At 70.5% G+C, this 12,662-nt stretch carries 13 protein-coding genes, 1 pseudogene and 1 riboswitch; of the genes and pseudogenes, 4 read left to right on the forward strand and 10 right to left on the reverse strand.

The window, feature by feature from the left end; all coding sequences use genetic code 11:
* Positions 1-93: 93 nt before the first annotated feature.
* The 4 genes and pseudogenes from IB228_RS07000 to IB228_RS07015 all read left to right on the forward strand — a co-directional run.
* Positions 94-1,368 (forward strand): annotated as a pseudogene (locus IB228_RS07000) (penicillin-binding protein activator); the annotation flags it as partial.
* Positions 1,358-1,744, forward strand: a complete 387-nt coding sequence (locus IB228_RS07005; RefSeq protein WP_183639044.1) for a YraN family protein — start codon at positions 1,358-1,360, stop codon at positions 1,742-1,744. The pseudogene IB228_RS07000 and the gene IB228_RS07005, both read left to right, overlap by 11 nt.
* 34 nt (positions 1,745-1,778) lie before the next feature.
* Positions 1,779-3,161, forward strand: coding sequence for an FAD-linked oxidase C-terminal domain-containing protein (locus tag IB228_RS07010; RefSeq protein WP_192197970.1), 1,383 nt, complete (start codon positions 1,779-1,781; stop codon positions 3,159-3,161).
* A complete protein-coding gene (locus IB228_RS07015) occupies positions 3,158-3,988 on the forward strand; it encodes an SGNH/GDSL hydrolase family protein (protein ID WP_192197971.1) in 831 nt (276 codons plus the stop codon). Before IB228_RS07010 ends, IB228_RS07015 begins: the two co-directional genes overlap by 4 nt.
* Before the next feature lie 70 nt (positions 3,989-4,058).
* Here IB228_RS07015 and thiL read toward each other — a convergent pair whose 3' ends face one another.
* The 10 genes from thiL to glyA all read right to left on the reverse strand — a co-directional run bounded on the left by thiL (position 4,059) and on the right by glyA (position 12,585).
* Positions 4,059-4,997 carry a thiamine-phosphate kinase gene (gene thiL, locus IB228_RS07020; RefSeq protein WP_183639049.1) on the reverse strand — a complete coding sequence of 313 codons (939 nt, stop codon included), beginning with the start codon at positions 4,995-4,997 and terminating at the stop codon, positions 4,059-4,061.
* Positions 4,998-5,043: 46 nt separating this feature from the next.
* A complete protein-coding gene (nusB, locus tag IB228_RS07025) occupies positions 5,044-5,523 on the reverse strand; it encodes a transcription antitermination factor NusB (RefSeq protein ID WP_318289383.1) in 480 nt (159 codons plus the stop codon).
* Positions 5,524-5,527: 4 nt separating this feature from the next.
* On the reverse strand, positions 5,528-5,995 hold the full coding sequence (ribH, locus tag IB228_RS07030) for a 6,7-dimethyl-8-ribityllumazine synthase (protein WP_183639053.1): 468 nt from the start codon (positions 5,993-5,995) through the stop codon (positions 5,528-5,530).
* 76 nt (positions 5,996-6,071) lie between these two features.
* Complete coding sequence (gene ribB / locus IB228_RS07035) at positions 6,072-7,169, reverse strand: 3,4-dihydroxy-2-butanone-4-phosphate synthase (RefSeq protein WP_192197972.1); 1,098 nt, start codon at positions 7,167-7,169, stop codon at positions 6,072-6,074.
* Positions 7,166-7,777, reverse strand: a complete 612-nt coding sequence (locus IB228_RS07040; protein ID WP_183639057.1) for a riboflavin synthase — start codon at positions 7,775-7,777, stop codon at positions 7,166-7,168. The genes ribB and IB228_RS07040 overlap by 4 nt, the downstream gene beginning before the upstream one ends.
* A 148-nt stretch (positions 7,778-7,925) precedes the next feature.
* A riboswitch (FMN riboswitch) is annotated at positions 7,926-8,071 on the reverse strand.
* 97 nt (positions 8,072-8,168) lie between these two features.
* Positions 8,169-8,933, reverse strand: a complete 765-nt coding sequence (locus IB228_RS07045) for a class I SAM-dependent methyltransferase (RefSeq protein WP_192197973.1) — start codon at positions 8,931-8,933, stop codon at positions 8,169-8,171.
* Positions 8,934-8,947: 14 nt separating this feature from the next.
* Positions 8,948-10,054, reverse strand: coding sequence for a bifunctional diaminohydroxyphosphoribosylaminopyrimidine deaminase/5-amino-6-(5-phosphoribosylamino)uracil reductase RibD (gene ribD / locus IB228_RS07050; protein ID WP_183639061.1), 1,107 nt, complete (start codon positions 10,052-10,054; stop codon positions 8,948-8,950).
* Positions 10,051-10,581, reverse strand: coding sequence for a GNAT family N-acetyltransferase (locus IB228_RS07055; protein ID WP_192197974.1), 531 nt, complete (start codon positions 10,579-10,581; stop codon positions 10,051-10,053). Before IB228_RS07055 ends, ribD begins: the two co-directional genes overlap by 4 nt.
* 3 nt (positions 10,582-10,584) lie before the next feature.
* The gene (gene nrdR / locus IB228_RS07060; protein WP_183639066.1) at positions 10,585-11,121 is read right to left on the reverse strand and encodes a transcriptional regulator NrdR; all 537 of its coding nucleotides are present in this window, start codon (positions 11,119-11,121) and stop codon (positions 10,585-10,587) included.
* 210 nt (positions 11,122-11,331) lie between these two features.
* A complete protein-coding gene (gene glyA / locus IB228_RS07065; RefSeq protein ID WP_192197975.1) occupies positions 11,332-12,585 on the reverse strand; it encodes a serine hydroxymethyltransferase in 1,254 nt (417 codons plus the stop codon).
* Between the last annotated feature and the right edge of the window lie 77 nt (positions 12,586-12,662).

Here is a 12,662-nt window from a genome sequence, read left to right on the forward strand (position 1 = left end):
ATGCGCTTCGCAAGGATTCTCGCCCCGCTGCTGCTGGCCGTGCTGTTCGCCGGTTGCGCCACCACCCAGGTCAGCGGCCCGACCACGCCGAAGGGACAGGCCTCCGCCGCCATCGCCCGTGCCGCGGAGCTGGCGCGGCAGGATGCGGCCCTCACCGGCCAGGCCCGCGCCGACAACGCGCGCGAGATCGATCGGCTGCTGTCCGGCCTGGACGACACCACCCTGGCGCGCGACGCCGCCGCCCTGCCGGCCGGCGATCCGCTGTACAAGTTCGCCGGTCGCGCCCTGCTGCGGCGCGGCCTGCCGCTGCCCCGTCCGTTCGATCGCGACCAATGGCAATTCGGCAACCGTCCGCCGGCCGAACGCGACGGCTACCGTCCGCCGGTGAAGCTGGCCGTGCTGCTGCCGCTGTCCGGCGATCTGGCCACCGCCGCGCAGCCGGTCCGCGACGGCCTGATGGCCGGCTATTACGGCGAGAGCCGGCGCCGGCCGGAAGTGGAGTTCTTCGACACCAGCGGCACCGCCGGTGGCGCGATTGCCGCCTACGGCCGCGCGGTCGCCGCCGGCGCCGATTTCGTGATCGGCCCGCTCGGCCGCGACGAGGTCAGCGCGCTGTTCCGCGAGCCCGCGCTCAAGGTGCCCACGCTGGTGCTCAACCGCGGCAACGTGCCGCCGCCGAATGGCATGGCCGGCTTCTCGCTGACCCCGGAAGACGACGGCATCATGGCCGCCGAGTACCTGCTCGAGCGCGAGCGCCGCAACGTGCTGGTGATCGGTGGCGCCGACGACAACGGCCGGCGCGCGGCGCAGGCGTTCGCCGAACGCTTCAGCGAGCGCGGCGGCAAGGTCGCGGCTAACCTCAGTGTCGGCGACACGCCCGGCGATCTGTCGGCGGCGCTGGCCTCGGCCGCGCAGGCCAATGTGGATGCGGTGTTCCTGGCGGTGAAGGGCGCGACCGCGCGCGTGCTGGCGCCGCAACTGGCGCTTGCCGGCCTCGGCGGCAAGAGCCGGGTGGCCACCTCGCAGCTGCTGTCCGGCACCGGCAAGGTACTGGATGACGTGGCGCTGGACGGCATCGTGTTCCCGACCGAAGCCTGGACCACCCGCGGCGTGCCCGGCCTGCCGCCGGCCAGCGTGACCGGCGAACGCCTGGCGACCGCGCGCGGTCCGGCCGCGCGCCTGTTCGCGTTCGGCTACGACGCCTGGCTGCTGACCGCGTATCTGGAGAAGCTGACCAACGACACCAACGAGGGCCTGCGTGGCGCCACCGGCGTCCTGCGCCTGGACGGCTTCGGCAACGTGCTGCGCTCGCCGGCCTGGTCGACCTTCCGCAGCGGCGCGGTGGTTCCCATCGCCGATGGCGGTTGATCGCCGCGCACAGGGTGCGCGGATCGAGCTGGCCGCACGCGGGTTCCTGATCCGCGCCGGCCTGCGTCCGCTGGCCGCGAACGTGAACTACCGCGGCGGTGAACTGGATCTGGTGATGTGCGATGAACGCCGCGGCGAGGCGGTGCTGGTGTTCGTCGAGGTGCGCCATCGCCGTTCGGATGCATTCGGCGGCGGCGCCGGCTCGATCGATGCCGGCAAGCGTCGCCGGTTGATCCATGCCGCCTCGCGGTTTCTCGCCGCCCATCCCCGCTATGCCGACCTGCCCTGCCGTTTCGACGTGGTCGATGCCCGCGGCGATCCGGATTCTCCGCGGCTGGACTGGATCGCGGACGCCTTCCGCGCCGACGATGCCTGAATCCCAGGCCCGCCCGCTCCCTTAGAATGGGCGGGTGAATCCCTCCCTTCCCGCCTCACTGGATGCCGCGCTGGGCGAATTGCTCGGCGATGGCTGGCTGACCGACGCCGACGCCCGCCGCCGCTACGGCGAAGACAATTCGCGCCGTTTCGCCCTCGCCGACGCGGTCGCCGTGCCGCGCACCCGTGAACAGGTCCAGGCGATCGTGCGGGCGTGCCGCGAATACGGCGTACCGATCGTGGCCCGCGGCAGTGGCACCAGTAGTACCGGTGCGGCGATTCCATATGCCGGTGGCGTGGCGGTGTCGTTCGAACGGATGAACCGGATCCTGCGCATCGAGGCCGGCGATCGCTATGCGGTGGTGGAGCCCGGCGTGCTGAACGGCGAACTGCAAGCCGCGCTGGCGCCGCATGGCCTGTTCTGGGCCCCGGATCCGGCCAGCGCCGACGTTTCCACCATCGGCGGCAACCTCGCCTGCAACGCCGGTGGCCCGCACGCGGTGAAGTACGGCACCAGCCGCGACAACGTGCTGGGCCTGCAGGCGGTGACCGGCACCGGCGATCTGATCGCCTGCGGCAGCGTCACCACCAAGGACGCGACCGGGTACGACCTCACCCATCTGCTGGTCGGCAGCGAGGGCACGCTGGGGCTGATCGTGGAGGCCACCCTGCGCCTGTTGCCCAGGCCACCGCGCCGCGCCAGCCTGCGCGCGCTCTATCACGACGTCACCCAGGCCGCGGCGGCGGTATCGCGGGTGATGGCGCAGCCGGTCGCGCCGGCGATGCTGGAGTTCATGGATCGGGCCTGTATCCGGCTGGCGCGCGAGGTCGGCGGCGCCGACATTCCCGATGCTGGCGCACTGCTGATGATCGAGGTCGATGGCGAACGCGAAACCCTCCCGCACGCACTCGAGGCCGTTGCCACCGCGGCCGCGGGCGACGGACTGATCGCGCTTGACGAAGCGCCGGATGAAATCGCGCGCGAACGCCTGTGGGCGGCGCGCAAATCGCTCTCGCCGGCATTGCGCACGATCGCCGACGGCAAGATCAACGAAGACGTCGTCGTGCCTGTTTCCCGCATCCCGGATCTGGTCGGTGGAGTCGAGAGGATGGCGGCGGAATTCGACCTGCCCATCGTCGCGTTCGGCCATGCCGGCAATGGCAACCTGCACGTCAACATCCTCTATGACCCGCAGGACCCGGCCCAGACCGCGCGCGCGCGCCTGGCGCTTCCGCGCCTGTTCGAACTGACCCTGTCGCTCGGCGGTACCCTGTCGGGCGAACACGGCATCGGCGTGGCCAAGCGCGATTTCATGCCGCAGGCCTTCACGCCGGCGACGCTGGCGGCGATGCACGCGGTCAAGCGCGCGCTGGATCCGGACGGCATCCTCAACCCGGGCAAGGTGCTGCCGCCGTGAAGCGCCTGGGGCTGCTGCTTGTGCTGGCGGGCGCGAGCATCGCCCACGCCGCCGCGCAGTCTCCCGCCAACGCGCCGACAGAACGCCCCACCCTGCGGGTCCTTCTGGTCGGCAACAGCCTGATCTACGTCAACAACCTGCCCGGCCTATTGCGCAGCCTGGCGCGTGCGCAGGCTGATGGCCCGCTGATCGAAACCGAAACCTACGTGATGCCCGGGGCCGAGCTGGCGCAGCACTGGAAGCGCGGCGCCGTGGCGAAAGCGTTGCAAGGGAGCCATTGGGACGTGGTCGTGCTGCAGGAACGCGGCGGTGTGCTGGCCTGCGCCGCCAGTCCCGCGCAGAAGGAGGAGGATGTCTGCCGCAACAGCCTGCGCGCGCACCGGCAGTTCGCCGATCTGGCGGAAAAGGCCGGCGCGCGGGTGCTGCTGCTGGGAACCTGGGGACCGGATGCGACCTGGCAGGACAATCTGGATCGCGGATTGCGCCAGGCCGCGCGCGTGACGCAGGCCGTGCCGGTGTTCGCCGGCCATCGCCTGCGCGCCTACCAGCAGGAACATCGCGGCGTCGTCCTGTTCACCGACGACAGTCTGCATCCTTCGTTGCGCGCATCGTTGATCGTGACGGCGGCGCTGTATCGCGAGATGGCCGGCCACGGCGCACGCGCGGCGGACCTGCGCCTGGATTTCCCACTGCTGCCGCCCGGCAGTCGCATGGACGACAACCTGCCGCTTGAGCGCAATGAAGCGCTCAACGCGCAGGTGCGTCCGGTGACCCTCGGCGCCGCCGAATTGCCTGCCTTGCTGGAGGCTGCGGAACCGGATCTGTAGCGCCGAGCTTGCTCGGCGGTGTGTGGTGTCGGAAAAGCAGCGGAGCGAGCTCCGCTCTACGCGTGTTGGTTCAGAAGTGGGTGTAGCCGGCTCGTGGCGGTTGCCAGGGACGCCCTTCGGCGTCGAGGGCCAGCACGCCCGCGCCGTCCACGACGCGGCCGATGCGCGTCAACGGCAGGGCGAGCGACACGCCGAGTTCGGCCAATGCGTTCCGGGCGGAGGCCGGGGCGGTGAAGCAGAGTTCGTAGTCGTCGCCGCCGGTTGCCTGCCACGCGAAGCGCTCCGATGGCGGATACGCACGCAGCGTGGCGGAAGCCGGCAGGCGACCCAGTTCCACCTCCGCACCCACGCCGCTGGCGCGACAGATATGGCCCAGATCGGCGAGCAGGCCATCGGAAACATCCAGCGCGGCATGCGCGAGACCGGCGAGGCGGCGGCCCAGTTCCACTCGCGGCACTGGACGATCCAGGCGCTCGCGCAGGTCGGCGGGCGGCGTGGGCAACAGATGCAGCGCGGCCGCCGCGTCGCCGAGCGTGCCGCTGACCCAGACGTCATCGCCGACCCTGGCGCCATCGCGCCGCAGCGCGCGACCGGGTTCGACCGTGCCGATCGCGGTCACCGCGATCGCCAGCGGACCGCGGGTGGTATCGCCGCCGATCAGCGCAACGCCATGCCGCCGTGCCAGCGCCAGGAAGCCATCGAGAAACGCGTCCAGCCATGCCGGATCGCTTGCCGGCAGCGACAGCGACAGCGTGCACCAGGCCGGTTCCGCGCCCATCGCGGCCAGATCCGACAGGTTCACCGCCAGCGATTTCCAGCCGATGTCCCGCGGCGCGGTGGCTTCGGGAAAGTGCACGCCCGCGTTGAGCGTGTCGGCGGTGACGACCAGTTGCCGGCCGGCGGGCGCTTGCAGCAACGCGGCGTCGTCGCCGATGCCCAGCACCACGTCCGCGCGCTGGCCGGCGCGCGCGCGGATGTGGGCAATCAGATCGAATTCGCCGGTGTCCATGGGGCGGGGATTTCGGGATGCGGATCCGCTCCGCATCGCGTCGGACTCAGCGCGCCTTCGCCGAAGTCTCGGCCGGACGCCATGCGACCGCGGCGTGATCCAGCACGCCGTTGACGTAGGTATGGCCGTGCTCGGCGCCGAAACGCTTGGCCGTTTCGATGGCCTCGTTCAGGACCACCCGGTACGGCACGTCGAGGCGGTGCAGCAGTTCGTAGGCGGCGATGCGCAGCACCGCGCGCTCGATCGGGTCGACCTCCTCCACCGTGCGGTCCAGGTACGGCGCCAGCGCCTCGTCCAGCTGCGCGCGATGCTTCACCACGCCGCGCACCAGATCCTCGAAATATTCGAGATCGGCGATCTCGTGCGCCTGCTCGTGCGCGAACTGGGCGATCACCTGCCCGACCTCGCCACCGGACAGCTGCCACGCGTACAGCGCCTGCAGGGCGCGACGGCGCGCACGCGCGCGGGTCACGGGATCGACGCCATCTTTTCGGTACTGTCGGCTCACGGGTTCTCCAGCCTGAATGTGGTTACGGCAACTGTTCCAGCAGTTGCGCCATCTCGACGGCCGCGAGCGCGACCTCCTCGCCCTTGTTGCCATGGCTGCCGCCGGCGCGCGCCTCGGCATCCTCGATGCGCTCGACCGCCAGCACGCCGTTGAGCACCGGCACGCCGAAATCCAGTTGCACCCGCATCAGGCCCTCGGCGCAGCTGTCGGCGACATGCTCGTAATGGCGGGTGTCGCCGCGGATCACGCAGCCCAGCGCGATGATCGCGGCATGCCCGCTGCCCGCGGCTACGCGCGCGGCGGCCACCGGGATTTCCCAGGCGCCGGGCACGCGGATGACGTCGATGGCTTCCTCGCCCACGCCGTTGCCGGCCAGGCTTTCGCGCGCGCCGGCCACCAGCACGTCGGTGATGCGTGCGTTCCAGCGGCTGGCGATGATCGCGAAGCGGGCGCCTTCGGGGGCGCGCAGATCGCCTTCGTAGTGGGCCATGGGCAGGGTTTCCTTGGGGGTTGGGAAGTTTAGCAGGGCCGGCCCCGCGCGCCGGGGGCCGGCCGGGTCGCGGGCATCAGGGTTCGACGTACTCGACCACGTCCAGGCCGAAACCGGCCAGGCCGACCTGGCGGCGCGGCGTGCCGAGCACGCGCAGGCGACCCAGCCCCAGATCGGCCAGGATCTGGCTGCCGGCGCCGTTGCGGCGCCATTCGGCCAGCGCGCCGGCCCGGCTGGCCGGAGCCTCCGGGCACTCCCGGATGCGATCCAGCAACGCGTCCGGGGTCGCCGCGTCGCCCAGCAGCACCAGCGCGCCGCGCTCCTCGGCGGCGATCCGGCGCAGCACGTCGCCGATGGCCGGGCCGAAATCGGCGCGGCGCCAATGCAGGGCGTCGGCGAGCGGGTTCTGCATGTGCACGCGCACCAGCGTGGGCACGTCAGCCACGGCAGCGCCGCGCAGCAGCGCGAAGTGCAGGCCGTGGCTCAACCGATCCCGATAGGTGAACAGGCGGAAAGAACCGTGCTCGGTCTGGATGTCGCGCTCGTCCACGCGCTCGACCGTGTGCTCGGTGCTGAGCCGGTAGCGGATCAGCTCCTCGATCGAGCCCATCTTCAGGCCGTGCTCGCGTGCGAAGGCTTCCAGTTCCGGGCGCCGCGCCATGCTGCCGTCGGGATTGAGGACCTCCACCAGCACGCCGGCCGGTTCCAGCCCGGCCATCAGCGCGAGATCGCTGGCCGCTTCGGTATGGCCGGCGCGATTGAGCACGCCGCCGGGTTGCGATGCCAGCGGAAAGATGTGGCCCGGCTGGGCCAGATCCTGCGGCTTGGCATCCGGACGCACGGCGGTGCGCACGGTATGCGCGCGGTCGTAGGCGGAAATGCCGGTGGTGACACCTTCGGCCGCCTCGATGCTGACGGTGAAGTTGGTGTGGTGCGGCGAGGTGTTGTCCTGGACCATCGGTGGCAGGCCCAGTTGCCGGCAGCGCTCGCGGGTCAGCGACAGGCAGACCAGGCCACGCGCATGGGTGACCATGAAATTGATGTCCGACGGCTTGACCAGTTCGGCCGCCATGATCAGGTCGCCTTCGTTCTCGCGATCCTCGTCATCGACGATGACGACCATGCGGCCGTTGCGGATTTCTTCCAGCAGTTCGGGGACGGTGGCGAAGCTCATGCCTGCGCCTCCATGTCGCGCGCACCGAGCAGGCGCTCGACGTAACGCGCGACCAGATCGATTTCCAGGTTCACCGCATCGCCCACCCGCGTCTGCGCGAAGGCGGTGTGCGAGACCGTGTGCGGGATCAGCGCGACTTCGAAACCGGCGTCGTCGACCTCGTTGACGGTCAGGCTGACGCCATCGACGCAGATCGATCCCTTCTTGGCGATGTAGCGCAGCAGCGCGGACGGCGCGGCGAAGCGCCAGCGCTGCGCGCGCGCGTCCTCGCGGATGTCGAGCACCTGGCCCATGCCGTCGACGTGGCCGCTGACCAGGTGGCCGCCGAGGCGATCGGTCGGCCGCATCGCCCGCTCAAGGTTGACCGGCGCGCCGGGCTTGAGCCGGCCCAGGGTGGTCAACGCCAGGGTCTCGTTGGAGGCATCGGCCTGGAACGAGCCGGCGTCGAAATCGATCACGGTCAGGCAGACGCCGTTGACCGCGATGCTTTCGCCGGGCTGCACGTGGTCGAACGGCAGGGTTCCGGCCTGGATGGTCAGGCGGACGTCACCGCCACGGATTTCGGACGCGGCCAGCGCGCCCACGCCCTCGATGATGCCAGTGAACATCAGGGCACCTCCGCGCGCGCGGCCGGGACGGGAACAACAACAGGGAATACTGGGAGCATGAACGTTTCTCGCGGAAATGAAAAAAGCGAAAAACGCCCCAAGGCATTGAGGCAGGCGCAGGCCATCGCACACCTCGCGGTGCCCGCGTTGCCGTCTTCTTTCATCCGGACTGTGACCGTCGGCCCCGGCATTGGACCGGGTCTGCTGACCCTCCGGCGTGGCCGGAGGCGCTCGCGGGCTCGTGCTTGCGCACCTACCGCCGGTGGGGAGTTTCGCCCCGCCCTGAAGACGTCTTGGTTGCCGGCGAACCGGCGCGCGCATTGTAGCACCGCCGTCCGCCGCGCCCGGCCGGACGCTGTGTCGCGCCGGCCGCAACGACGCGAGGCCGGATTCAGGCGGGCTTGCGTCGCAGGTGCAGGACCAGCGGCCAGCGCATCCGCCGCACGCGCTGCGGATCGCCCCAGGCGGCGGCCAGTTCGGGGCCGTGGATTTCGATGGCGTCGCGGCCGGTGGCGGCCTGGAAGCACGCCGTCGCGGACAGGCTGGCGAAGTAGCCCAGCAGTTGCGGCAGGGTCCAGTCCGCGGTCAGCCAGAGGTCGGCCGGTGCCGGCATCGCCTCGAACGGCCAGTCGTAGCCGGTGTAGCCGACGTCCACGTCGTTGCGCTCCGGCGGCCAGTACGGATCGATGTCGTCGCGCACCGCCTCGGCCACGTCGGCGAGATCGTCGGAGAACACGATGTCCTGGTACGTCCATGCGGCCAGCACGCCGCCCGGCGCCAGCACCCGCTCGCAACTGGCGAAGAACGCCCGCCGGTCGAACCAGTGCAGCGCCTGCGCCACCGCGATCAGCTCGACGCTGGCATCGGCGAGCGAGGGCGTTTCGGCCAGTTCGACCGCGACGGTCACGTTGCCGATCGGCTCGCGCTGCGCCCAGTGGCGCGCGATCTGGGCCGCGCTGGGATCGGTGGCGTGGACGTGGGCGAAGTGCGCGGCCAGGCCACGGGTCGCCTGGCCGCTGCCGCAGCCCGGCTCCCATACCCGCGCGCTGGCCGGCACCACCGCGCCGATCGCGTCGTACAGCGTTTCGGGGTAGGTCGGCCGCGAACTGGCGTAGGTGTCGGCGAGCGCCGAGAAATGATCCTTGAAGGCGGCCATGGTCGGGGGCTGGCTCAGGTGGCGGGCACGGGTTGCAGGAGGAGGCGCTGATCCTCGCCAATCGCGCGCGCGTCGACAATCTTCAGTCGCGCGCGCTCGGCCATGCTCTGGATGCCCAGGCCGGCGAACAGCGGCCGGGCCTGGTCGCCCAGCAGCACTGGCGCGACGTAGAGCAGGACTTCGTCGGCCAGGCCGGCGGCGATGAACGCCCCGGCCAGGGTCGCGCCCGCTTCGACCTGGACCTCATTGACGCCACGCGCGGCCAGCAGCTCCAGCACCGCGCGCAGATCGAAGTTGCTGCCATCGGCCGGCGCCACCGCGCGCTGCGCGGCGATTTCGCGCGGCGGCTTGGCGTCGGCGGTGTGGATGTACAGGGTGGGCGCGTCGCCTTCGCGAACCCGCCCGCGCGCGATGGTCGCCAGTCCCGGATCCAGCACCACCCGCAGCGGCGGCACGAACGGGGTGTCGTCCTCCAGCCGCACGGTCAGCGAGGGATCGTCGGCCAGCACGGTGCCGGCGCCGGTCAGGATGGCGCCGGCGCGCGCGCGCCAACGCTGCACGTCCAGGCGCGAGGCATCACCGCTGATCCATTTGGAATCGCCGTTGGCCATCGCGGTGCGTCCGTCCAGGCTGGTCGCCAGCTTGACCCGCACGAACGGCCGGCCGCGCTCGACGCGCGACAGGAAGCCGCGATTGAGCTGGCGCGCCTGCGCCTCCAGCAAACCGGACTGCACGGTGATGCCGGCGGCGCGCAGCTTGTCGAAGCCCGCTCCGTCGACCTGCGGGAACGGATCCCGCATCGCCGCGACGACGCGGGTGACGCCCGCCGCGATCAGCGCATCCGCGCAGGGACCGGTGCGACCGGTGTGCGCGCACGGTTCCAGGGTCACGTAGGCGGTCGCGTCCCTGGCGCGCTCGCCGGCCACCTGCAGGGCGAGCACTTCGGCATGCGGCTCACCGGCGCGCTGGTGCCAGCCCTCGCCCACCACTTCGCCGTCCTTCGCGAGCACGCAGCCCACCATCGGATTGGGTCGCGTGGTGTAGGCGCCGCGCTCGGCCAGGCGCAGGGCCTGCGCCATCAGCGCGTGATCGGTGGCGGTGAAGGCGGCGGTATCGGTCATGCCCGGGTTCCCGTGGTTTGGAGTGGATACGGCAGGGAAGGCGGCGGCGACTCCGCCACGTGGCGCGCCGGGACGATGCCCATGATGCTGATCGGCACCCCGTGCAGTTGCGCACGTTCCTCCAGTTCCCAGCCGAGCCCGGAATAGAAGTCCTCGTGCCAGAGGGTGAACAGGCGCAACCGTTCCACCCCCTGCGCCGCCGCATGCGCCACGGCCGCCTCCACCAGGTGCCTGCCGCCCCCGCGTCCGCGCGCTTCCGGCGACACGAACAGGCTGGCCAGCCAGGGGCTGCCGCGATCCTGCAGTTCCGGCGCGTCTTCCATCAGCAGGCTGACCGAACCCATCAGGGTGTCGCCATCCAGCAGCACCAGCGTGGTCGGCAGGGATGCGCGACGGGTGTGGTCTTCCAGTTCGGCGGTCGCCACCGGCAGGGTCCAATCGTCGTACAGCGCCCCCCACTCGGCGTGATGCCAGCGCGCCAGCACGGCCACGTGCTGCGGGTGGCACCCAATCCATTCGATGCGCATGGCTCAGCGCTTCTTGTGCTTGTCGAGGTTCTTGTCGAAGGGCACGACTTCACCGCCCAGCAGCGAAAGCTGGCCGGCACCGGCCGGCAGATCGCGCTCGAGCTTCTCGATTTCCTCGCGGAAGTCGGCCACGTCCTCGAAGCTGCGGTAGACCGAGGCGAAGCGGACATAACCCACGTGGTCCAGCTTGCGCAGTTCGTTCATCACGAACTCGCCGATCCGCCGCGAGGGAATCTCACGCTCGCCGCTCATGCGGATGCTGTGCACCACCGCGCGCACCGCCGCCTCGATCTGTTCTTCCGAGACCGGGCGCTTCTGCAGCGCGCGATCGAAGCCGGCGCGCAGCTTGCGCGCGTCGAACGCATCCCGGCGGCCATCGCTCTTGATGACCGCGGGCAGTTTGATTTCGATGTTCTCCAGCGTGCTGAAGCGCTCGCCGCAGGCCTCGCATTCGCGCCGACGGCGAATCGTCGCGCCGTCTTCGGAGACGCGCGAATCGATGACGCGGGTGTCGGTGTGCTGGCAGAAGGGGCAGTGCATCGGCTCTGGGGCTTTCCGTCGCGGGGAGCGGCGGCAATGGGCGGGAACTCCACCCGAACGGCTGAGTGTACTGCCGCTGCCGCTCCCGGTCACGATCCGCCCGGGCCCGCGGGCGGCGAGCGCGACGGGACGGCGGAAAAAGCCGTGCCGCCACGGCGCTGCCGGACCAGCAGCGCCGCCATCGCGGCGATGGTGGCGGCGGTCAGCCGATCAGCCGTAGACCGGGAACTGCCGGCACTGCAGGGTGACGTTCTCGCGCACGCCGGCGATGACCTTGTCGTCGCCGGGCGCGTCCAGCACGTCGCAGATCCAGTTGGCCAGGGCCACGCAGTCGGCTTCCTTGTAGCCGCGGGTGGTCACCGCCGGGGTGCCGATGCGCAGGCCCGAGGTGACGAAGGGCTTCTGCGGATCGTTGGGCACCGCGTTCTTGTTGACGGTGATGTGCGCCTTGCCCAGCGCTTCCTCGGCGGCCTTGCCGGTGATGCCCTTGCCGATCATGTCGACCAGCATCAGGTGGTTCTGGGTGCCGCCGGAGACGATCTTGTAGCCGCGCTGGATGATGGTCGTGGCCATCGCCTGCGCGTTCTTCACCACCTGCTGCTGGTAGGCGGTGAATTCCGGCTCCAGCGCTTCCTTGAAGGCCACCGCCTTGGCGGCGATGACATGCATCAGCGGACCGCCCTGGATGCCCGGGAACACGATGCTCTGCAGTTTCTTCTCGATGTCCTCGCCGGCGCCCTTGGCCAGGATGATGCCGCCACGCGGACCGCGCAGGGTCTTGTGGGTGGTCGAGGTGACCACGTGGGCGTGCGGCAGCGGGTTCGGATACACGCCGGCGGCGACCAGGCCAGCCACGTGCGCCATGTCCACGAACAGGTAGGCGCCGATCTTGTCGGCGATGGCGCGGAAGCGCGCCCAGTCGATCACCTGCGAATAGGCGGAGAAACCGGCCACCACCATCTTCGGCTTGTGCTCCAGCGCCAGCTTCTCGACTTCGTCGTAGTCGATCAGGCCCTGGTCGTTGACGCCGTACTGCACGGCGTTGAACAGCTTGCCCGAGGCATTGACCTTGGCGCCGTGGGTCAGGTGGCCGCCATGCGCCAGCGACATGCCCAGGATGGTGTCGCCCGGCTGCAGCAGCGCGAAATAGACCGCCTGGTTGGCCTGCGAGCCGGAATGCGGCTGCACGTTGGCGTAGTCGGCGCCGAACAACTGCTTGACCCGGTCGATCGCCAGCTGTTCGGCGATGTCGACGTACTCGCAGCCGCCGTAGTAGCGCTTGCCCGGATAGCCTTCGGCGTACTTGTTGGTCAGCACGCTGCCCTGGGCTTCCATCACCCGCGGGCTGGCGTAGTTCTCGCTGGCGATCAGCTCGACGTGGTCCTCCTGGCGACGGGCCTCGGCGGCGATGGCCTGGGCGAGTTCGTCATCGAATCCGGCAATACGGGTGGTGCTGGGGAACATTCGCGGGGCCTCGCAAGGGGAAGCTGAAGGAAAGATGAGACCAGGCCGAACCGGCGGACCGGCGTTCAGGCGGTCGG

Origin of the sequence: Pseudoxanthomonas sp. PXM04, assembly GCF_014851695.1 — a bacterium.
GTDB classification, from domain to species: domain Bacteria; phylum Pseudomonadota; class Gammaproteobacteria; order Xanthomonadales; family Xanthomonadaceae; genus Pseudoxanthomonas_A; species Pseudoxanthomonas_A beigongshangi.

Excerpts from the sequence above, each read along its gene's own strand:
- ribD (WP_183639061.1), bottom strand. The coding sequence starts at position 10,054 with ATGACCGATACCGCCGCCTTCACCGCCACCGATCACGCGCTGATGGCG.
- glyA (WP_192197975.1), bottom strand. The coding sequence starts at position 12,585 with ATGTTCCCCAGCACCACCCGTATTGCCGGATTCGATGACGAACTCGCC.
- IB228_RS07045 (WP_192197973.1), bottom strand. The coding sequence starts at position 8,933 with ATGGCCGCCTTCAAGGATCATTTCTCGGCGCTCGCCGACACCTACGCC.
- nrdR (WP_183639066.1), bottom strand. The coding sequence starts at position 11,121 with ATGCACTGCCCCTTCTGCCAGCACACCGACACCCGCGTCATCGATTCG.
- ribB (WP_192197972.1), bottom strand. The coding sequence starts at position 7,169 with ATGAGCTTCGCCACCGTCCCCGAACTGCTGGAAGAAATCCGCAACGGC.
- IB228_RS07005 (WP_183639044.1), top strand. The coding sequence starts at position 1,358 with ATGGCGGTTGATCGCCGCGCACAGGGTGCGCGGATCGAGCTGGCCGCA.
- thiL (WP_183639049.1), bottom strand. The coding sequence starts at position 4,997 with ATGGACACCGGCGAATTCGATCTGATTGCCCACATCCGCGCGCGCGCC.
- IB228_RS07055 (WP_192197974.1), bottom strand. The coding sequence starts at position 10,581 with ATGCGCATCGAATGGATTGGGTGCCACCCGCAGCACGTGGCCGTGCTG.
- ribH (WP_183639053.1), bottom strand. The coding sequence starts at position 5,995 with ATGGCCCACTACGAAGGCGATCTGCGCGCCCCCGAAGGCGCCCGCTTC.
- IB228_RS07040 (WP_183639057.1), bottom strand. The coding sequence starts at position 7,777 with ATGTTCACTGGCATCATCGAGGGCGTGGGCGCGCTGGCCGCGTCCGAA.